This is a genomic window from Arthrobacter sp. 2762 (genome assembly GCF_040548745.1).
Lineage (GTDB): Bacteria > Actinomycetota > Actinomycetes > Actinomycetales > Micrococcaceae > Arthrobacter.
In genome coordinates, this window is the sequence record NZ_JBEPSI010000009.1 from 214,284 (window position 1) to 232,160 (window position 17,877).

Consider the following 17,877-nt stretch of genomic DNA (forward strand, 5'->3'; position numbering starts at 1 on the left):
CTCAAGATCAGCACAAGATCGGTTTAGATCTGAGTTCAGGAAGTAGCATCGAGTTATGTTCAGTTCAGATTTCAGTGAGGTCGACGAGCGTGGGGACTCCGACCATATCGGCCCAGCGGAGGGTTCCACGTGGAAGCCCGACGCCGATCGGCGGCCGATATTGGACCTCGCGGAATTCCAACTCTTGGAAGATCAGGTGGGCGATCCGCGCACAGCGCGCAAGTTTGCAAGCGACTTTGCCCGGCTCTGGCGAGTGCGGTACGAAAGCCTCGCCACCGCCGTCGAGCGTGGTGACGAAGCGGCGGCCCTGGACACGATTTTGAGCCTCAGGACCTCGTCTTCCATGGTGGGCGGGCTTCGCCTTGCGTTTCTCGCAGCGCAACTGGAGGAACACGTTCTCAACGGCGATTTACGCGATGCCCAGCCTCTCCTTGATGAGATTGCCGAGTGTGGTCAGCGCACTGTCAAGGAGCTCAAGGAAAGCTACGTTCTGAGGAATGAAAGCGCGGAACCGGATCCCATCTCCTAATCGGGTCTTTTCGGGGCGAGTCGATAACCGACTCCCCGGATCGTCTGCAGAAACCGGGGAGACTGTGAATCTTCACGCAGCTTTCGGCGAAGATTTCCAATGTGGGTTTCGACAGCCCGTTCGTCGGCCTCGCTGATATAAGCGTCGTCGTCGTAATAGTCACCACGGGCAGCTCGAACCAAGTCAGCCCTTGTCCGCACTTCCTCCGGGTTGCGAAGCAAATCCAGCAGCAGATCGAATTCGCTTCTGGTCAAGGTCAGGGGAGAACCATCAAGGGCAACTGCCCGGGATTTGTAATTCAACGACAATCCATTGTGTTCAATGACCGCATCATTGCGTCCATTCGAACGGACCAAGCCATTGTCGCCGGTATCCTCAGGCAAAGACAACCCAACGCCCACGCGGGGGCGTCGCATCATCGCAGTGACCCTGGCCCTAAGCTCGCGGGGCAGGAACGGCTTTTTCACATAGTCGTCCGCACCCGTCAGGAAAGCGGTCAGGGTGTCCGGTTCGTCTTTGCGTGCAGTGAGCATGACAACGTAGGCATCACTGAATTGTCGGATTCGCCGTAAAACTTCGTGACCATCCATGTCAGGAAGTCCGACATCCAGTGTCACCGCCACAGCATGATGATCTCGGACAACTTCGACGCCTTCGCGTCCAGTGGCGGCGGAATGAACCACAAAACCGGCCTCTTTTAGGATGGCGCCGACCAAGTTCCGGACGTCTTCGTCATCCTCAATGACTACAGCAACCCCAGGCTCGCTCATTGATTCCCCCGAGTCGGCGCATATCCCCGCAAGCCCAGCGCAGTGCGGGAAGCGTCACCCAATACGTACGATACAAGCATTCAAGTTTTATAGCACCTAATATGTGCAATATGTGCCGTCCCAACGTTCCGGTTTTTCGCTCCACCCCCTCGCTCGTCCCGGAATCGGCGCAAAACGATATTTGGTCCGTGTCCCCCAAACGAAGGATTCTGCCTTGACTGAGCAGCCTTTGCTTCGCACAGCCGCCCGCATCTTTAGGAAACTGACGCCCAGGGCCCGGGTAGCCGTCTGCGAATTGCCCTTGACTCTGGTAGTCGGAGGATTGTTCGTCTCTGCCCCTGCCCTTTGGCCAAATCTCATGCAGAACGGGTTGTTTGTCACCGGAATCCTCATGCACGGGATCCTTTTCGTGAGTTGCTTCCTGGTACCGTGGGAGCGCCTTGCGCCGAGCGCAAGCCTGGCCATCCCCGTCCTGGATCTCCTTGCCCTCGCATTCACCCGAAGTGGTGCCTATGGTTCGCTGCCAGGCCTCGGCGTTCTCGCCCTTTTTCCTGTGATCTGGTTATCCGCCTCAGGTCTGCGAACCAGGTCAAGCCTTATCATCAGTTTTCTAGGACCCCTCGTAATTGCCCTCCCGCCGTTTATTTCGCACTTGCCTAAGCCACCAGCCTCCGACATGTTCTCGGTTACTGTCTTGCCTCTGGTGATGTTTGCGGTGGCAGTCACCATTCGCCTGTCCGGCTCCAATGCCAGGATCCAGCAACAGCGTGTCAGGCAGCGCGACCAAGCCTTGCGGCAATTACTCGCTGCCAGCAGGGATCGGGAAATGCTGCTCGCGACGATCCTGGACACAATCGACGTCGGAATTGTCGCCGTCGATTCCAAGGGCCAGACGCTTTTGACCAACAACCAGCAAAAAGAATTCCATCGCGTGGCAGTTCCGGCCCGGCCCGGTGCAACTCCTGCACGGGACGAGCTCTTGATCTTTGGTCAGGATCGACTGACCCCGCTTCCGCCCGAAAAGAGCCCCACTCAAAGGGCAGCCCAGGGAGAAACGTATTCCGATTACCTTGTGTGGTTCGGTACTGGAGCAGAACAGCGGGCCATTTCGACTGCCGCGCGCAGCATGAAATACGGCGTGGACGAAGGTTTCGGCGGTGCTGTGATCGTGTTTCGAGACGTGACCGACGTAGTCCAGGCCCTCGCGGCCAAGGACGAACTGGTCGCCAATGTCTCGCACGAATTCGGATCCCCACTGACCTCGATCCTGGGCAATCTGGACTTGGTGCTCCGCGGAGATGAAGAGCTCTCGGACAGGGCACGGACCCGTTTGGAAGTCGCTGAGCGCAATGCGGAGCGGCTCCGCGTTCTGGTGGATGATCTGCTCATGTCAGCAGCTGCAGTGGAAAGCATCCACCTAAGGCGTACAGACGTTGCGGGCCTGGTTGAAAACAGCTTGGTGTCAGCCCATGCGCAGGCTGATTTTGCCAATGTGGGCCTCGTGGCCGACGTGCCTTCACCCCTCTGGGCAGATGCAGATCCCCTGAGGTTGGGTCAGGCCCTGGATAACCTCGTGTCCAACGCCATCAAGTACTCCCCGGGTGGCGGACGCGTCACCGTGAGGGCTGCCCGGAACGACGGGTGGATCCAGCTGGAAGTTCAAGATACCGGCATGGGGATGACCACGGAGGAGACCTCGAAGATTTTCACGCGCTTCTTCCGGACAGGTGCCGCCCGCCAGGCCGCCATTCCGGGCGTTGGCCTGGGATTGTCCATCACCAAGTCCATCGTGGAACGGCACGGCGGCAGTATCACGTGCACCAGTAAACCCGGAAGAGGCAGCACGTTTACGGTTTCGCTTCCGGCCACCCCATCACAGGAGAACACGAAGTCATAGGCCCATTCAGTGCATAAAGCCGCTACCGTCCCAGTCGCGGTCGTACTTACCGCACCGCGTGCATCGCCTGTAACGGCCGCTGCCATCTTCTGCCGATTCCACGTGCCAGGCGTGACTCAGGTTCAGTTTGCACATGAGCATCTTGAGCATGGCGCTCTCCGTCCTTAAGCACGATCAACTCCGCAAACCGTGGTTGCTTCGTGCTCCTTCAGTTTAGGCAGTGCGTCCTTTCGGCCGGTAGGGCACTGGCGATCGGGCATGCCCGGAAGATGTTCTGGAAAGCCTGGCTGACGTCCACGTCAGCGATTTCGTGCATCGTCGTCGGTGGGCCGTCGGCAGCCTTGGTCATTTTCCGGAGGGTTCCTTCTCGGGTCCTTGGAGGCTCAACTGTCTGGCGTGGAAGTTGAAATGTTGAGTGCCATAGGCGTAGACGTCCGCGACTGTCATTTCGGGTTTGAAGAACGGGTCCCACCGGGTTGGGAAGGGCATTGACCTGGCTAGTGTCGCCGGGGTTTCTTGTTCCAACCGGCGGGTCAGTGCTTTGATCGTTTTGTCTAATTTGCGGCCCATTCGGTGCCTGTTATAGACGGTGGCGGCCGCTCGGGATCCCCAATAGTTGACGATGTCGAACGGGCCTGTAGCGGCGTTCAGGCCGGCGGCGAAAGCCTTTTGCCATGAGCGGGGCAGGCGGCTGATGAGACGGACCAGCGGGAGAAGTGCCCGGACGATCATGTAGCCGAAGACCATGTGGAAGAGCAGTTCCTCATTGGTCCAGCGGGTCCCGTTGCTCTGGCGTTGGAGATCGTCAGCGGTGGCACGGGTCAGCCAGCCAGTGAGCTCCCCGCGGGCACGGTTGTATCCGGCGGCGGTTGATTCCTGACCTGGTTCCATTACGCAACCTGATTCTTAAGCCGACGGGCCTGCTGAAGGCAACATGGACCACAACGCCTGTGCGGCTGCTTCATCCTCCGTGCTGATTCCTCGGACACTGACCCAGGCGGGGCCGGGGTCAGTTCTGCACCAGTTCGTCGTAGAGCTTTTCGACCCGTGCCTTGATGTCGTCGCGAACCAAACGCATGCGTTCCATACCTTCGATGCCGCGTTCGGAGGGTTCGTCGGTTTCCCAGATCTCGAAACGCTTTCCGGCTGGTGGGTCGAGCTTGGCTTCGGTTCCGAGGACGATTACGGCGTCCACGGAGTTGAGGACTTCGTCTGTGATCGGTTTGGGATATTCGCCGGTGACGTCGATCCCCAACTCCGCCAGCGAGTCCACGGCTTGGCCATTTAAGGACTCAGCTGCTTTGGTGCCGGCGGAGTAGACCGAGAGGCCCTCCCCGGCCAGGTCTCGCATGAGACCGGCGGCGAGCTGGGATTTGCCGCCGTTCTTGCTGCAGACGAACAGGACGGAGGGGTGTTCGGAGGTCATTAGAGTGCTGCTTCTTTCGTGAGGGAGGCGACCAGGTTTTTACACAGTCGTGGATTTCGTCGCGGATGGTCCGGACGGTGTCGAGAGGCTGGTCGGCGGGGTCGGTGAGTTCCCGGTGTTCGTGGCGCTTGCCCCTCAGTTTAGGCAGTGCACCCTTTCAGTCGGTAGGGCAACGGCGTTCAGGCCCGGAAGATGTTCTGGAAAGCCCCTGATGTTCGCACTCGGTGTCGTAGTCTGAAGCGTAGTTGGGCAGCTGCTGAGGAACGGACCATGCCGGTTACTTTCATTGGGGGAATTGATGTCAAATGACACGGATGGTGCGGCTTACGGCCAGTCGGACGTGCCGGCAGTGCCGCTGCAACAGCCGCAGCCGTTCGCGCCGCCGGGAGTGCCTCTGTACGGGGCGTCGCAGCCCTTTGCAGCACCCGCTGCTGCTCCGGCGCCACACCAGTACCAGCAGCCGCCGTTCCAGCAATCACCTTTTCAGTACCAGCAGCCGCCCTTCCAACATCCCGGCTTCGGACCCCCGCCCTTCCCGCAGAATCCTGCGCCGGAAAATTGGTCCAGCGGTTCCAGGAAGCGCTTGGGTCCGTCCTTTTGGATCGTCGGTGCATTGCTGGCAGTACTTGCCTTGGCCAATGCTGTTACGGGGAACGGCGAATCGATCCTGATCTTCGTGGGCATGGCAGCGTTGCTGACAGGTATCTATTCGCTCACTTTCAAGAGACCCTCCTGGGCAGCGTTACCAAGCAGACAGGCAGCGATAGTGGTTGCCGTCGCCGGAGCGGCGTCACTTTTCCTCGGCGTGGTTGCTGCCGGGACTGAAGCGGTTCGTGATTCGACCGTTGCCGCTGCTCCGCAAGCTCCGGGCACCATTCAAGACGGAACCGTTCAAGACGGGACCATTCAGGACGGGACGTGGATTGTTGGGAAGGATATCGCCCCGGGAACGTATCGAACCACGAATGAGGTTAGCGGCTCCTGCTCCTGGCAGATCACGCGCCCAGGCAGCATTGACAGCTCCGAGGGAGCTGTGACGAGTGGATTCCCCATGGTGAAACTGGTTCGCGGGCAGAGGTTCATCACCGAAGGCTGCGGAGGCTGGGCGAAGCTGTAGGCTCCGCCCAGCGACCTCAATACTTTGTTTCCTTAGAACTATGTTCCATGGAAACAAAGTGTTGGAGTCCCTTTATGAACAAGGGCACCGAAACTTGGTCTCTATACCCTCTCTTCAGCGAACTGACCCGATTGGAAACCGAGCTCTGGGACGCGCTCGACAGCAGATTGCGCAAAGAGCATGGCCTCCCTATGAGCAGATTTGAACCGATGGCCGTCGTCGATCGCTTGGGTGCGTGCCGGGTTTTCGATGTGGCCTCGGCTCTTGCGATTACCGTCGGAGGCACGAGCAAGCTCATTGACCGGATTGAAAAGGCCGGATATTGCCGTCGGAGAAATAACCCGGACGATCGCAGATCCTCCCTCATCGAGCTAACGGCGGACGGTCGCATGCTGCTGGGACGGGCCAGGAAGACTGTCGAAGCCGAGCTGGATCTGCGGCTGAATCACGTGCTTACCGAGCAAACCACGCATGATCTCGTGGAACTGCTGGGCCGGCTGCGAAATGCCAATCGGTCGACGGCGGCTGCCGAGCGAGCGAGCTGACACGCTTGCGGGACCCCGGGTTCATTAAGTAATACCCGCAACCAGCGGTGTATGCGGTAGCCAATAGAGACGTGAAGGAAGGAGCGAAATGACTGAAGAACTCCGCGGACGCATGGACCGATTCGTTGAATTCATCAATTCAGCCGACGAAAAGATTGGTGATGAGATCATCTCGCCGTCGGCAACGTTCCATGTGCCCTGTCTGCCAGAGCCGGTGCAGGATCCAAGCGGCTACCTCGAAATCATCGGGATAATGCGAAAGGCGTTTCCCGACGTCCAGTGGTCACTGGAGGAAACCATCATTGAAGGAAACACGGTAGCCGCACGATTCATCCTTCGTGGCACACACCAAGGAGACTTCCTTGGCGTACCTGCAACAGGCAAACCAATCCAAACGCAGGCAATGAACATCTATCGATTCACAAACGGTCAAATCAGTGAAGAGCACGGCCTCCCCGACCTCTTCGGGCTGATGATGCAAATCCGGCAGGACTAACTGCAGATTTCCGTATTAGGCGCTATCCGTCCGCCTCGAGCCGCTCCTTAAGCCGCCTGTAGCTTTCCGGAGCGCCCCGCGAGGCGAGCTGACGTACGGCGGGCACGAGCGCCTTGCCGAAGCCGTGCCCCTCGAAATCGAGCTCGAACGTCACCCGGGACCTTGCACCGTCGTCGAGCGGTTCGACGTCGATGCTCGCGCGAGGGCGGATCGGGCCCTCAACGCCGTGTGCGGCAAACCGATGGGGCGGCTCGATCTCCGTGATCTCCTGGATCATCGTGCGCTCGTTGGGTCCGATCCGGCGGATAGTGGTGAACCGCGACCCGAGCTCCCCGCCGTCGGCGCCCTCGAAGTGCACTTCCAGGACGTCAGCCTGCCACTCTGGGAAGTGCAGCGGGTCGCTCGCATACGCAAAAACCTCATCGGGTGGACGGTCGATGTCTATGGTGTGCGTGAGTGCTGACATGGCTCCTCCTTCTCCTCCATCGTCTCTCGAACCGACCGAATTCGACACGGCGAGTATGGATCGCTGCTGGCGCAGCGCGAGGCGATCGAAGCCGATTCAGGCTTCGCATTCGCACGGTTTTGCCGAACATGCTCAGGGTAGATAAAGCTGTGACTGTGGATACCGTGGGTCAGCCCCGCGCCACCCAGTCCGCGTTCGTCAAACGCCACACCGCCGCGGCCACGAACGTGAGCCCGACGATCTCAAGCGCGCCACCGGCCACGGCGAACCACTCGTTGCCGACGATGATGTTGATGAGGTGGCCGATGGTCCAGCAGATGATGAGCGCGCCCGCCCACCACGGCACCCCGACGGCGCGGCCAGCTAGGATCACCGCGAGGCCGAGCAGCAGCGTGCCGATAAGATTGCCGATCGCGAACAGCAGGTAAATCGGCTGGCCCCACGTCCCCGCGGGCGATGCATCCAGGGCGGCGGCGGCATCCACGCCGCTCGTGGCCAGGGCGATCCTGTCGAGGTTGGCGAAGCTAATGCCGAAGTAGCTGATGTAACCGGCGACCATGAGCGTCACCGCCCACAGAGCCAGTCGCGGACGTGCCGGACGCAGCAGTCGCAGCGCAGCGGGAAGCCCGAGCACCGCCAGCAGTGATCCGACAAGTGCGAACATGACGGCTGCCAGCAAGGCGCCGGGAGCCGCAGCGGCCAGCTCGAGGCCACCGGCGGAGCTGCCGGTGTCGCTGAGGCCGGTCGAGGTTGATACACCGGCGTAGATTGCATTGCAGACTAGCTGACAGACGAAGGCGACAGGCAGGGCGATCGCGGCGCTGCGGCGGCGGAACCCGGCGGTGGGATCCAGGACTGGATCCAGGTCGGAAGCCGAAGCGTTCATGGCCAGACTTTACGGCACTGCACCAGCAGCAGGAAGGGCGGTACTAAAAGGAGCCATGACCGCGGAGTTGATCGGTGCTGCTGCTGGTGACCAGGCTGCGGTCATGCGGTGACAGTTCGGCGCGCTCCGGTTGGTTAGGCGTGTGTTGGCTCCTCAGGGCAAGCATCCAAGGGAAGCGGTCACTCATGCGGGCGGCAAGCGCTTTTTCGCAGCCATCTCCTCCGGCCCGGGTAGCGCCTTGGTGGTGCGCCACGTGTCCAAGGCAATGACTGCGGCCAGCACTATGAGTGACAAAGAGACAGAAGCGAGGACATCCGTCAGCCAGTGGTAGCCGAGGTAAAGCCTGCTGATGGCTTGGGTGGCGATCCCCGCCACGGCGGCACTGAAGCCGGCAATGACAGCACCTATCCTGCGGCGGCGCGAAAACACGAGGAATGCCCCCACGAGAAGGAAGTCGGACGCGCCGAGCACGTGGCCGGAGGGAAAAGAGTAGGTGCTGTCAGCGCCGAGCACCATGAGATCCGTGGGAGGTCTTGGCCGTTCGACCAAACGCGTAATGACTTGGGCGAGGATCACACCGGTCAGCATGGCCCCGGCCAGCAAAAGGGGGCGCCAGAGTTTTCGCGCCCTGATGATCCAGATCCCGGTCACGGCCGCCACGATGATGGGCATCACGATAGGGCCAAAAATGGTGGCGAGGACACCCATGACCGTGGTCGCCGCCGGTGAGCGTTGGCTCACGAACCACGAGCTGACTGTTTCATCCACTGTGGCCAGATCTATTTTTTGCTTTACTTCGGCGAGGATGAGGAAGAAGGTTCCAGCGCCGAGCACAGCGAGGATAACCGCGATGACATAGAGGATCTTTTGACTCCGCGGTGCAACGTATCGTTCCGGGATTGTGAGCTTGTCGTGAAGGACCCCGGATGTATCTCCAGGGTCTCGGGGGGTGTTCGACGGCGGTCTGTCCGGGGAGGGCATAACACAGGATATCCGTTCCATCGGCCAAGGGTGGGGTCTCGCTGGGATCCTGTGAAGGCCCTAGAGGTAATCCCCAACGTGGTCCCGGGCGATTTCCAGCAGTGTCGTATGGAACGCGACCTCCGCCGGGGCGTAGACCTTGTCTTGGCGTTGGGCGAGGAGAACCCGGCGCAGTGGGGCAGCAGCGCCGAGGCTCAGCACCCGGACGTCGGGGTGCTGGAGTGCGACGGCGGTTTTGGGCACCATGGCGACGCCCATTCCGACGCTGACCATGGCCTGCGCTTCCTGGTAGTCGTTGGCCAGGAACCCGATGGTCGGCTCGAAGCCGGCTTCGTTGGCCGAGCGCCGGAGTACTTCCACCACGGGATGCGCGTCTGCACGCACGATCCAGGATTCCTTTTTCAGATCCTCCATCTTTACTTCATCGAGGTCCGCGAGGTGGTGTCCCTTGGCCACGAGGATGACGGTGCTTTCCTGGAAGACCTCGGTTGTCCGGATGGCGTCGTCATGGAAGCGATGCCAAGGGTAGTCCCAGAGCAGGCATAGGCCGGTCTCTCCGGATTCGAGGTCCGAGACCAGTTCCTCAAAACGCGCGCTGCGGACGGACAGGTTGATGGCCGGGTATCGCTTCTTGAAGGCTCGGATCACGAGCGGCAGGAACGATCCGGCGAGGGTGGGAAACGTGCCCACCGTCAGGGAGCCGCGGCGGAGTCCGGCGATCTGGTCGAGGTCGTTCCGGGCGGCGCGCATCTGCCCCACCATCTTGCGGGCGTGCCCGGCAAGCACCTGGCCGGCTTCTGTCGGCACCACACCACGCGAGCGGCGGGTAAGAAGCGGCTGCCCTACTTCCTGTTCCAGCTTGCGCAGCTGTTGGGAGACCGCCGATGGGGTGTAGAGCATCAGATCGGCCGCAGCAGTGATGGATCCCTGCTCTACCACCTCAACAAGCAGAGCCAACCGCCGAATGTCGAATAATTCCTGGCCATGATCATTAAGCATCAGTTAACTCTCCTCTGATTTTCGTTCATTCTATGCAATCCTGCGGGATTTCCCCTAGCTATTGCCCAGAAAACAGCCGATAGAAAGAAACAAGCCAACCCAAAATCGCTCGGAACCCAATGAATGAAGCATCTCTACATGCCCCATTAAATATCCAACATTGTCTTCATTTGTGATCCGGATCATTCTTCTTATAGGCCCCTGAAACCCAGCGCGGCATGAGGAGATGGACGGATTGCCATGAAGATTGAAGCGGAATGGATGCGTGGAGGCACCAGCAAGTGCTGGGTCTTCGAAGGTGAACACCTGGACGAAACCCACAAGGACCTGGACTCGTTGCTGCCCCGGCTTTTCGGAAGCCCGGATCACCGCCAGATTGACGGCGTCGGAGGGTCAACCTCCACCACCAGCAAGGCCATGATTCTGCGCCGTCCCTCCGACCCGGATGTCGACGTCGAGTTCACTTTCGCTCAGGTCGGCATCGAGGAGGCGGCCGTGGACTGGGGGAGTAACTGCGGAAATTGCTCTGCGGTTGTTGGACTGTACGCGATCGAGAAGGGCTGGGTCACGCCCAGCGGCGACAACACCCGGATCGTCACGCGAAACACCAACACGGGCCAGATCATCATCCAGCGCGTTGCCACCCCAGAGGGCGCCCTGCCGATCGCCCCGGATGCGGAGATGCCCGGCGTCGTATTTCCCGGCTACCGGGTGGGCCTGGGCTTCAAGGACCCTGCCGGAAAGACGACCGGGAAGTTGCTTCCCACCGGCGAACCGACGGACACGATAAGTGCCGGCGGGACGCGCTGGACAGTTTCAATGGTCGACGCCGGAGCTCCGGTTGTGATCGTCAAAGCTGAGGAACTGGGCCTTGACACCGCACGCTTCGAAAGCTGGCAGGCCGGAGTGAAGCTGCAGTTGGACACCCTGGACCAGATCCGGCGGCAGGCCGCCGTCCGGATGGGCCTGGCCCCAACGGTCAAGGATGCTGCCCGCGCCATCCCCAAGCTCGCAATAGTCGGAGCCCCCGGCGCAGGGGACACCGGCGATGTCAACGTCATGATGCTCTCCATGGGCAAGCCCCACCCGGCCCTGGCGATTACCGGAAGCATCGCCCTGACGCTTGCGGCAAGTACCCCAGGAACTGTCCTCAACAGCATTACGGGCAGTGAACCGCGATCCATCCTGCGGCTTCGTACTCCTGCGGGCGTGATCGAGACCTGGAGCGAAGAACGCGACGGGTCCCTGTTGGTCGGGGTGGATCGGACGGCACGCACCATCGCCACCACCACCCTGCATCTCCCGGAACTCCTCGGCAGCGCCGTCGAGCCTTCCTTCGCATCAGTCGCCCAGTGACATCAGCCCACTCAACGAGGAGTAAAGATCATGACTAAGACCGATTACCAAGCCGCCTCCACATCAGTGCATGATGTCCAGGAGGCTGGTTCCAAACGTCCGAACCGCAGCCGCCGTATCCTGCTGATAACAGCAGCCGTGATTGCTGTCCTGGGTCTGGCCGCTCTGATGTTCGGAGGCGCCATTTTCAACCCGGCGGCCACCTCGGGAACGGAGCCGACCTTGACCGCTACCCAGATCATTCCCTTGGTCGTCCTCGTCCTCATGTTCGTTGTTGCTACCAAGTGGCCACTGAACATCGGTGTGATGGGGCTGGTAGCCTCGTTCGGCGTCGGGTATTTCATGCTGGGAATGTCCGATAAGGAGATCTTGGAGGACTTCCCTGCCAGCATCGTCCTGACGATCATCGGCGTGACGTACTTCTTCAGCATGGCAAACCGCAATGGAACCATCGATATCATCGTGCAGAGCTGTGCGCGCCTCGTCAGGGGCAAGACGCTGCTGCTGCCGTGGGTCTTCTTCCTTATTGCTGCCGCGCTGACCTCGCTGGGCACGTTCTCGCCTGCCGCCGTGGCACTTCTTGCGCCTGCCGCCATGGGGTTCGCTTACGAGTCACGCATCCACCCCGTCCTCATGGGTGCCTTCGTCATCAACGGCGCACACGCCGGTGGGTTCTCGCCACTCTCGGTTGCCGGCGTCCTGGTCCACAACATCGCCCACGATAACGGCTTCCCCATTTCCCAGGGCGGACTCTTCGCGGCGAGCTTCGCCATCAACCTGCTTCTCTCGGCGCTCTCCCTGGCTTTGTTCGCAGTCTTCGGAAAGCTGAAGGACGGCACGGGGGTCCCGAACGTGGACCTGGAAACTCCCCGCACCACGCGGCCTCATGGCCAGCAGATCCTGACGCTCGTGCTGATCGGTGTAATGCTCGTCTGCACGTTGGGCTTCCGGATGCCGATTGGCTTTGTTGCTCTTTCCGCCGGCCTGCTGCTGGCGCTGATCAACATCAAGGAACACCGGACCTTCATCGGCGGCGTTTCCTGGTCCACCGTCCTCCTGGTGGCCGGCATGATCACCTACGTCTCCCTGCTGCAGCATGTGGGCGTTATCGACACCCTTGCAGAGATGGCTTTGGCTCTCGGCGCACCGCTGCTGATCGCTTTGGTTCTCTGCTACGTCATCGGCGTCGGCTCAGCATTTGCCTCGTCCACGGCGCTGCTGACCGCGTTCATCCCGCTGGCCGGGCCGCTGCTGGCCTCCAGCACGTTGAGTGCATCAGGAACGGTGGCAGCCCTTGCAATCGCAGCAACTGTGGTGGACGTTTCGCCCTTCTCCACCGACGGCGCACTGATCGTTGCCAACGCACAGGAATCAGACCGTCAGCGCGTCTACAAGCAGCTGATGATCTACGCCGGTGGAGTGGTCCTGGTGGCGCCCGCCTTGGCTTGGGCCCTCCTGGTTCCGACCGGCATCCTGTAAACCGCAACTTTTCACATGACCGCCGGCAATTCCAGGTCGGTACGCGAAGGGACCCACCCTGCATACCAACGCAACAGGTAACCCGAAAGGCGGGCGCAGGACTGGATAATCCCAACGCACCAGAGGCGGGGCCCCCTAACAGGGTGGCTCCGCCTCTGCCATGTCGGCAAAGCGTACGACGGCGTTGCTGCCGCCGGGTTGGGCGGAAGGGTGCGGCTTTGGCGTTTCGCGCTGAGGTTCAGTACACGATTGCATGAATACAGCGACGGCTGTACTTTAACGATATGGAAACCCTCACCCACGCTCCGGTGCTGGCCCGGTTCGGCTACGCGATCTCGGACGCCACCAGGGCGCGCGTGCTTCTGGCCCTGGCTGATGCACCCGCATTCCCCTCGGAGCTTGCAGATTCCCTGGGCGTTTCCCGCCAGAGCATGTCCAACCACCTGACCTGCCTGCGCGGGTGCGGCCTGGTTGTCGGGGTTCCCGACGGGCGAAGGACACGCTATGAACTGGCCGACGCACGCTTGGGTCACGCCATCAAGGACCTGATCGGTGTGGTCTTGGCGGTGGATCCGAACTGCTGCGCTCCTGACGGGACGTGCGTGGCATGACCATTGAGCTGCGGGAAGCATCTGAACGCCGAGCCGTCCTGACGCGTCGGATCAGACTTTTCGCTGCCGCCACCATCACCTACAACGTGGTCGAGGCGGCAGCGGCATTGTGGGCCGGCGGTGCGGCGGATTCATCGGCCTTGATTGGTTTCGGGCTGGACTCGGTCATCGAGGTTGCCTCCGCAGTGGCATTGTCCTGGCAGTTCTCCGCCAAGGACCCCGAGCGGCGCGAGCACTTAACCCTGCGGATCATCGCGATTTCCTTCTTCGCCCTCGCCGCCTTCGTCACGTTCGATGCCATCCGGTCCCTCACCGGTGGGGGAGAGGCACAGCATTCGACGCCAGGCATCGTGATCGCGGCCCTCAGCCTGGCGATCATGCCCGTTTTGTCCTGGGCGCAGCGCCGAGCCGGACGTGAGCTCGGTTCCAAGACGGCCGTAGCTGACTCCAAGCAGACGTTGTTGTGCACGTATCTCTCTGCTGTGCTGCTCATAGGCCTGGTCCTGAACAGCGCGCTGGGTTGGTGGTGGGCCGATGCCGGTGCGGCTCTGGTGATTGCCGCCGTCGCCGTCCGGGAAGGAATCAACGCGTGGCGTGGCGACGTTTGTTGCGCTGTGCCCGCTGCGACCGTCAGCAATGAGTCCTCGGAGGACTCGGGATGCTGCCCGGAATGCCAAACAACAACGGATTCAGCCAGATTGCCGTAGGGCCACATCACTTCAAGATCAGCCCATACCGCTCAAGAGATCTCGACGGCTTCACCACTCACGACTATCCCGCCTGACACAGGAATGTCGACAGTCAGCACGCTCGCGCGGCCGACGTGGCTGCCTTGGCGCACCACCACACGGCTTGGCGGTTCCGCGAGTGAAAGCAAGCGTAGGTATCCGCCGAAGGCAGCGGCTGCCGAGCCGGTGGCCGGATCTTCAGCTATGGTGCCAACCGGGAAGAGGTTTCGGGAGTCGTACTCGTCCGGTCCAATCTCGCAGAGCGTCGTGACAGTGCCAGCCCAGTTCTGGGCATCCATCAGCGTACGCATGGAATTCGGATCGAAAGCAAACGAGTCAAAGGTCCTTCGATCCGCGAAGACGAGGATTGGATGCCAGTTTCCGGCAAAAGCAACCATCGGAGGGTACGCCGGGTGCAGGTCGGCCCGACCCGCACCGAGCAGCCCGAGAAGGGTGGCTAGGACACCGTCAGGGAAATCGGCCACCCTCGGCTCAACGCTTGTGAACGATGCTGCCACCGCGGCGCCCTCACCTTCAGTCTCAATCGCGACAGGTCCCACGGCCGTGTCGAAGACAAATGTCCCTGTACCATCGCGCCCGGACAGCGCGACGGCCAAAGCAATTGTGGCATGGCCGCAGAACGGCACCTCCGCAATCGGGGAGAAGTACCTGACACGGTTTCGGCGGGAGTCCCCATTAACCCTCGCCTCGGTAACGAAGACCGTTTCCGCGTATCCGATCTCGGCTGCGATGGCCTGCATCCTGGCGTCAGACAGCCGCATTGCGTCCAGGACAATTCCCGCTGGATTTCCCCCGTCGGGAGCATTGGTAAAGGCGGCATAACGCAATACTTCAGAGGTCATCAGTTCCATTTCGGCATCATCGCACAGCACCTGGGCGCATGCTCATAGCGACACTAGGGAGGCTGGTCTATCCGGTAGCGATCGTTCGCGAGACGCGTGCCCAGCGCTCGATCCGTCCGTGGAATGCCAGGACCGTTTTAATGGTCTTCATCGATACGGCTTCGGGGAAACTCGCCCGCCCGCCGACCTCGACACAGCCTTCTATCAGCGAACGGGCAGGAAGCATCGTTCTTTTCGCCGTGATGCAACTATCCCGCACCTGGGGCAGCCCGGTGGTTGGTCGGTTTCGACAATGGCTGCTGCGGGAATGCCAGACGGCAATGGATTCAGCCAAGACGGTCGTGCAGTAGCCAGCGCGGGCGTACGCTGGCCGCATGGAGTCCGAGGTCAGGACCGTCGCTTTGCGCACCGGCATCAACGTGCCCTGTTTTGTGCAGGGTCACCTTGGTGAAACGAACGACGACGGCGCCGCGCCCTTGGTCTTGTTGCATGCGTGGGGTGAATCCTGGCGGAGTTTTGAGCCGCTGATTGCCTCGCTGCCGTCCTTTACTCTGGTGGCGCCGGACCTGCGCGGCCATGGTGGGGCCGACAAGCCCGAAGACGGGTATTCGCTGACAGCGGTTGTGGAGGATGTAGTCGCAGTGTTTGATGCCTTGGGTATAGCGAGGGCTCACGTCTTGGGTTCATCCAGCGGCGGATACGTGGCGCAACAACTCGCAGCGATGCATCCGGAGCTCGTGGCATCTCTGATTCTGGTGGGATCTCCGTTGAGCCTCAATGGGAAACCACTTTTTGCGAGCGGGATAGAGGCGCTCACTGATCCAATTTCGGAGGACTGGGTTCGGGAATCTTTGTCGTGGTACCGGCTGCTGCACACCGTGCCCGCTGCCTACATCGAGGACAGAGTGCAGGACGGTTTGGCCATGCCGGCTGCCGTTTGGAAGGCTTCCTTGCGCGGCTACTACGAGGCTGTCCCGCCGTCGGAAGCCGGAACCATTTCAGCCCCGACGCTCATCCTGTGGGGCGCACATGACCACATTGTCCCGCGGCACCATCAAGCAACCCTTGCCAGCCGTATCTCGGGAGCTCAGCTGAAGATCTATGAGAAGACAGGTCACTTGGTGTTGTGGGAGTGCCCGGAACGGGTGGCTGAGGATGTTGAGGCGTTTATCGGCGATGTAAAAGGGTAGCCAACCCAACTCCGATAATTGTTCCAACTGTGTTGGCGACGACGTCGGCCACGCTGGGAAAACGGTTGGTGAGGAACAGCCACTGCCCACATTCCAGGACAGCTGAGACAAACAACCCCGTGCCCGCGAATTGCCACCAGCGTCCGTCTCGGAAGGACATGACAGCCAGGATGCCTAACGGCACAAAAAGCAGAACATTGCCTGTGGCTTCAACTAGGTTGTAGTCAAACCACTGAGGGACACCGATGCGCCAAAGATAGTCCAAAATGGCATCCAGTGTTCCCCTAATGGGCTGGTCTACAGGTGAGGGCCAGAAGCCCACAACAACCAAACCCCCGGCATACGCGGCCAAGCCGAGTCGCCAGGGGAGCGGTTTGTGAGGCTGAGCTTTCAGGAACTTCGTGTCAGAACCAACCCGTCCGGTGGTTAGTTTCCTTTTTCAAGCGCGTGTGCTGTGACGTAGGCGCCCAATTGGTCCTTGGAAAGTGCGGCAGCGATCTCCGAAATGGCGTTTGTGTCCACCACGACGATGGACTGACCATCCAAAGAAGTCCCAGTGCCTAGCGTGGGCAAGGTAAACATCACAGTGTCGTTGGCCCTGATGTCCTTGAGGCCAAGAGCGAGGCCGCCGATTGCGGCGGCATCGAAGCTCTTGTCGACGCTGACGAAAGGTGAAACGGCGCTGACCATGCTGTTGACGGTGACGGGGTTCGTCAGGGTGTCCCGTGCGATCGTCTTACTGATGATTGCCTTCATGTAGGTCTGCTGATTGCGCACGCGTTGGTAGTCGCCATCGCTGAAAGATTTACGCTCGCGGACAAAGGCCAGAGCTTCATCCCCATTCAATGTTTGCTTGCCTGCGGCATAGTAATGGCCCTTCATCGGACCGGATGCAGGTGCGAAGGGAATCTTCACGTCGACTTCCACCCCTCCGAGGGCATCCGTGAGACCCTTGAAACCCTCGAAATCCACCATCGCAACGTGATCGATCCGCTGCTGGAACAGTGACTCAACGGTCTGGACCATCAGCGGGACACCGCCCAGGGCGAGCGCCCCGTTGATCTTGGACTCGCCCTTGCCTGGGATATTCACCCAAAGGTCACGCATGAGGGATACTGCATAGACGTTCTTGCGGTCGGCAGGAATGTGGACGAGCATCAACGTGTCGGCACGCTGGTTGGTGGCCGCAGCTGTGTCCACGTCCAACTCGTCGGACCCGCGAGTATCACTGCCCATCACAAGGATGTTCATTGGAGCTGCGGCACCGTTAGCGGGCTGGGTCTTCTGGGGTCGCGTGGCCTCGTCAGGGAAGGCGGACTCAATCTTGGTAGTACCGGAATTGAAGGTCTGTGCCAGATTGAAGATGTATGCGCCACCGATAAGACCAGCAATGACTACTACGGCCGCGAAGCCAAGCAGTACATTTCGCGCGGTCTTTTTGGGGCTCTTTTGACGTCGAGGGCGGGACTCGGTCTCGGCATTTTCAGTATCAGTCGGGAGCGTCATGTGTTCCTTGGTGTCGGCGTCAGCAGAGATGA

Annotated in this window: 22 protein-coding genes; 11 read left to right on the plus strand and 11 right to left on the minus strand. The window is 60.6% G+C overall.

Features of this window, described 5'->3' with window-relative positions:
• The first annotated feature begins 55 nt into the window (after positions 1-55).
• On the plus strand, positions 56-529 hold the full coding sequence (locus ABIE18_RS17345) for an Hpt domain-containing protein (RefSeq protein ID WP_499723864.1): 474 nt from the start codon (positions 56-58) through the stop codon (positions 527-529).
• Here ABIE18_RS17345 and ABIE18_RS17350 read toward each other — a convergent pair.
• Positions 526-1,299 carry a response regulator transcription factor gene (locus ABIE18_RS17350; RefSeq protein ID WP_499723865.1) on the minus strand — a complete coding sequence of 258 codons (774 nt, stop codon included), beginning with the start codon at positions 1,297-1,299 and terminating at the stop codon, positions 526-528. The two genes, ABIE18_RS17345 and ABIE18_RS17350, sit on opposite strands and share 4 nt — an antisense overlap.
• A 214-nt stretch (positions 1,300-1,513) precedes the next feature.
• Here ABIE18_RS17350 and ABIE18_RS17355 point away from each other — a divergent pair, with 214 nt between their 5' ends.
• A complete protein-coding gene (locus tag ABIE18_RS17355; RefSeq protein ID WP_499723866.1) occupies positions 1,514-3,196 on the plus strand; it encodes a sensor histidine kinase in 1,683 nt (560 codons plus the stop codon).
• Between the two features lie 208 nt (positions 3,197-3,404).
• On the opposite strand, the gene ABIE18_RS17360 is transcribed toward ABIE18_RS17355, so the two are convergent.
• The 3 genes from ABIE18_RS17360 to ABIE18_RS17370 form a co-directional block, all read right to left on the minus strand.
• Positions 3,405-3,545, minus strand: coding sequence for a hypothetical protein (locus ABIE18_RS17360; RefSeq protein ID WP_499723867.1), 141 nt, complete (start codon positions 3,543-3,545; stop codon positions 3,405-3,407).
• The gene (locus tag ABIE18_RS17365) at positions 3,542-4,087 is read right to left on the minus strand and encodes a DinB family protein (RefSeq protein ID WP_499723868.1); all 546 of its coding nucleotides are present in this window, start codon (positions 4,085-4,087) and stop codon (positions 3,542-3,544) included. The genes ABIE18_RS17360 and ABIE18_RS17365 overlap by 4 nt, the downstream gene beginning before the upstream one ends.
• 118 nt (positions 4,088-4,205) lie before the next feature.
• Positions 4,206-4,622 carry an arsenate-mycothiol transferase ArsC gene (locus tag ABIE18_RS17370; protein ID WP_499723869.1) on the minus strand — a complete coding sequence of 139 codons (417 nt, stop codon included), beginning with the start codon at positions 4,620-4,622 and terminating at the stop codon, positions 4,206-4,208.
• Positions 4,623-4,920: 298 nt separating this feature from the next.
• Between ABIE18_RS17370 and ABIE18_RS17375 the strand changes: the two genes are divergently transcribed.
• The 3 genes from ABIE18_RS17375 (at position 4,921) to ABIE18_RS17385 (ending at position 6,780) form a co-directional block, all read left to right on the plus strand.
• Complete coding sequence (locus ABIE18_RS17375) at positions 4,921-5,739, plus strand: Rv1352/Rv1906c domain-containing protein (protein ID WP_499723870.1); 819 nt, start codon at positions 4,921-4,923, stop codon at positions 5,737-5,739.
• 74 nt (positions 5,740-5,813) lie between these two features.
• Positions 5,814-6,284: a MarR family winged helix-turn-helix transcriptional regulator gene (locus tag ABIE18_RS17380; protein WP_499723871.1), complete on the plus strand. Its 471-nt coding sequence runs from the start codon at positions 5,814-5,816 to the stop codon at positions 6,282-6,284.
• An 88-nt stretch (positions 6,285-6,372) separates the two neighbouring features.
• A complete protein-coding gene (locus ABIE18_RS17385; RefSeq protein WP_499723872.1) occupies positions 6,373-6,780 on the plus strand; it encodes an ester cyclase in 408 nt (135 codons plus the stop codon).
• Between the two features lie 22 nt (positions 6,781-6,802).
• Here ABIE18_RS17385 and ABIE18_RS17390 read toward each other — a convergent pair whose 3' ends face one another.
• From ABIE18_RS17390 to ABIE18_RS17405, 4 genes are all read right to left on the minus strand, one after another.
• Positions 6,803-7,246, minus strand: a complete 444-nt coding sequence (locus tag ABIE18_RS17390) for an SRPBCC family protein (RefSeq protein ID WP_499723873.1) — start codon at positions 7,244-7,246, stop codon at positions 6,803-6,805.
• Positions 7,247-7,415: 169 nt separating this feature from the next.
• Positions 7,416-8,132 carry a hypothetical protein gene (locus ABIE18_RS17395; RefSeq protein WP_499723874.1) on the minus strand — a complete coding sequence of 239 codons (717 nt, stop codon included), beginning with the start codon at positions 8,130-8,132 and terminating at the stop codon, positions 7,416-7,418.
• 183 nt (positions 8,133-8,315) lie between these two features.
• Positions 8,316-9,113: a phosphatase PAP2 family protein gene (locus tag ABIE18_RS17400; RefSeq protein ID WP_499723875.1), complete on the minus strand. Its 798-nt coding sequence runs from the start codon at positions 9,111-9,113 to the stop codon at positions 8,316-8,318.
• A 60-nt stretch (positions 9,114-9,173) separates the two neighbouring features.
• Positions 9,174-10,112: a LysR family transcriptional regulator gene (locus ABIE18_RS17405; protein WP_499723876.1), complete on the minus strand. Its 939-nt coding sequence runs from the start codon at positions 10,110-10,112 to the stop codon at positions 9,174-9,176.
• A gap of 240 nt (positions 10,113-10,352) precedes the next feature.
• Here ABIE18_RS17405 and ABIE18_RS17410 point away from each other — a divergent pair, with 240 nt between their 5' ends.
• The 4 genes from ABIE18_RS17410 (at position 10,353) to ABIE18_RS17425 (ending at position 14,265) form a co-directional block, all read left to right on the plus strand.
• Positions 10,353-11,468, plus strand: coding sequence for a PrpF domain-containing protein (locus ABIE18_RS17410; RefSeq protein ID WP_499723877.1), 1,116 nt, complete (start codon positions 10,353-10,355; stop codon positions 11,466-11,468).
• 30 nt (positions 11,469-11,498) lie between these two features.
• Positions 11,499-12,947, plus strand: a complete 1,449-nt coding sequence (locus ABIE18_RS17415; protein ID WP_499723878.1) for an SLC13 family permease — start codon at positions 11,499-11,501, stop codon at positions 12,945-12,947.
• Positions 12,948-13,231: 284 nt separating this feature from the next.
• Complete coding sequence (locus ABIE18_RS17420) at positions 13,232-13,558, plus strand: ArsR/SmtB family transcription factor (RefSeq protein ID WP_224088588.1); 327 nt, start codon at positions 13,232-13,234, stop codon at positions 13,556-13,558.
• Positions 13,555-14,265 carry a cation efflux transmembrane domain-containing protein gene (locus ABIE18_RS17425; protein ID WP_499723879.1) on the plus strand — a complete coding sequence of 237 codons (711 nt, stop codon included), beginning with the start codon at positions 13,555-13,557 and terminating at the stop codon, positions 14,263-14,265. The genes ABIE18_RS17420 and ABIE18_RS17425 overlap by 4 nt, the downstream gene beginning before the upstream one ends.
• 32 nt (positions 14,266-14,297) lie before the next feature.
• Here the strand turns inward: ABIE18_RS17425 and ABIE18_RS17430 are convergent, their stop codons facing one another.
• Positions 14,298-15,149 carry a PhzF family phenazine biosynthesis protein gene (locus ABIE18_RS17430; protein WP_499723880.1) on the minus strand — a complete coding sequence of 284 codons (852 nt, stop codon included), beginning with the start codon at positions 15,147-15,149 and terminating at the stop codon, positions 14,298-14,300.
• Between the two features lie 140 nt (positions 15,150-15,289).
• Between ABIE18_RS17430 and ABIE18_RS17435 the strand changes: the two genes are divergently transcribed.
• Both ABIE18_RS17435 and ABIE18_RS17440 read left to right on the plus strand, forming a co-directional pair.
• Positions 15,290-15,499: a hypothetical protein gene (locus ABIE18_RS17435; RefSeq protein ID WP_499723881.1), complete on the plus strand. Its 210-nt coding sequence runs from the start codon at positions 15,290-15,292 to the stop codon at positions 15,497-15,499.
• Positions 15,500-15,523: 24 nt separating this feature from the next.
• The gene (locus ABIE18_RS17440; protein WP_499723882.1) at positions 15,524-16,339 is read left to right on the plus strand and encodes an alpha/beta fold hydrolase; all 816 of its coding nucleotides are present in this window, start codon (positions 15,524-15,526) and stop codon (positions 16,337-16,339) included.
• Here ABIE18_RS17440 and ABIE18_RS17445 read toward each other — a convergent pair.
• Both ABIE18_RS17445 and ABIE18_RS17450 read right to left on the minus strand, forming a co-directional pair.
• Complete coding sequence (locus ABIE18_RS17445) at positions 16,317-16,661, minus strand: VanZ family protein (RefSeq protein ID WP_499723911.1); 345 nt, start codon at positions 16,659-16,661, stop codon at positions 16,317-16,319. The genes ABIE18_RS17440 and ABIE18_RS17445 overlap by 23 nt on opposite strands.
• 104 nt (positions 16,662-16,765) lie before the next feature.
• Positions 16,766-17,845: an LCP family protein gene (locus ABIE18_RS17450; RefSeq protein WP_499723883.1), complete on the minus strand. Its 1,080-nt coding sequence runs from the start codon at positions 17,843-17,845 to the stop codon at positions 16,766-16,768.
• Positions 17,846-17,877: the final 32 nt, after the last annotated feature.

What these genes read in the sequence shown, in the direction of transcription:
- ABIE18_RS17395 (WP_499723874.1), bottom strand. Translation starts at nt 8,132, where the DNA reads ATGAACGCTTCGGCTTCCGACCTGGATCCAGTCCTGGATCCCACCGCC.
- ABIE18_RS17375 (WP_499723870.1), top strand. Translation starts at nt 4,921, where the DNA reads ATGTCAAATGACACGGATGGTGCGGCTTACGGCCAGTCGGACGTGCCG.
- ABIE18_RS17405 (WP_499723876.1), bottom strand. Translation starts at nt 10,112, where the DNA reads ATGCTTAATGATCATGGCCAGGAATTATTCGACATTCGGCGGTTGGCT.
- ABIE18_RS17410 (WP_499723877.1), top strand. Translation starts at nt 10,353, where the DNA reads ATGAAGATTGAAGCGGAATGGATGCGTGGAGGCACCAGCAAGTGCTGG.
- ABIE18_RS17385 (WP_499723872.1), top strand. Translation starts at nt 6,373, where the DNA reads ATGACTGAAGAACTCCGCGGACGCATGGACCGATTCGTTGAATTCATC.
- ABIE18_RS17430 (WP_499723880.1), bottom strand. Translation starts at nt 15,149, where the DNA reads ATGACCTCTGAAGTATTGCGTTATGCCGCCTTTACCAATGCTCCCGAC.
- ABIE18_RS17440 (WP_499723882.1), top strand. Translation starts at nt 15,524, where the DNA reads ATGGAGTCCGAGGTCAGGACCGTCGCTTTGCGCACCGGCATCAACGTG.
- ABIE18_RS17390 (WP_499723873.1), bottom strand. Translation starts at nt 7,246, where the DNA reads ATGTCAGCACTCACGCACACCATAGACATCGACCGTCCACCCGATGAG.
- ABIE18_RS17365 (WP_499723868.1), bottom strand. Translation starts at nt 4,087, where the DNA reads ATGGAACCAGGTCAGGAATCAACCGCCGCCGGATACAACCGTGCCCGC.
- ABIE18_RS17435 (WP_499723881.1), top strand. Translation starts at nt 15,290, where the DNA reads ATGGTCTTCATCGATACGGCTTCGGGGAAACTCGCCCGCCCGCCGACC.
- ABIE18_RS17420 (WP_224088588.1), top strand. Translation starts at nt 13,232, where the DNA reads ATGGAAACCCTCACCCACGCTCCGGTGCTGGCCCGGTTCGGCTACGCG.
- ABIE18_RS17425 (WP_499723879.1), top strand. Translation starts at nt 13,555, where the DNA reads ATGACCATTGAGCTGCGGGAAGCATCTGAACGCCGAGCCGTCCTGACG.
- ABIE18_RS17380 (WP_499723871.1), top strand. Translation starts at nt 5,814, where the DNA reads ATGAACAAGGGCACCGAAACTTGGTCTCTATACCCTCTCTTCAGCGAA.
- ABIE18_RS17415 (WP_499723878.1), top strand. Translation starts at nt 11,499, where the DNA reads ATGACTAAGACCGATTACCAAGCCGCCTCCACATCAGTGCATGATGTC.
- ABIE18_RS17450 (WP_499723883.1), bottom strand. Translation starts at nt 17,845, where the DNA reads ATGACGCTCCCGACTGATACTGAAAATGCCGAGACCGAGTCCCGCCCT.
- ABIE18_RS17400 (WP_499723875.1), bottom strand. Translation starts at nt 9,113, where the DNA reads ATGCCCTCCCCGGACAGACCGCCGTCGAACACCCCCCGAGACCCTGGA.
- ABIE18_RS17370 (WP_499723869.1), bottom strand. Translation starts at nt 4,622, where the DNA reads ATGACCTCCGAACACCCCTCCGTCCTGTTCGTCTGCAGCAAGAACGGC.
- ABIE18_RS17360 (WP_499723867.1), bottom strand. Translation starts at nt 3,545, where the DNA reads ATGACCAAGGCTGCCGACGGCCCACCGACGACGATGCACGAAATCGCT.
- ABIE18_RS17350 (WP_499723865.1), bottom strand. Translation starts at nt 1,299, where the DNA reads ATGAGCGAGCCTGGGGTTGCTGTAGTCATTGAGGATGACGAAGACGTC.
- ABIE18_RS17345 (WP_499723864.1), top strand. Translation starts at nt 56, where the DNA reads ATGTTCAGTTCAGATTTCAGTGAGGTCGACGAGCGTGGGGACTCCGAC.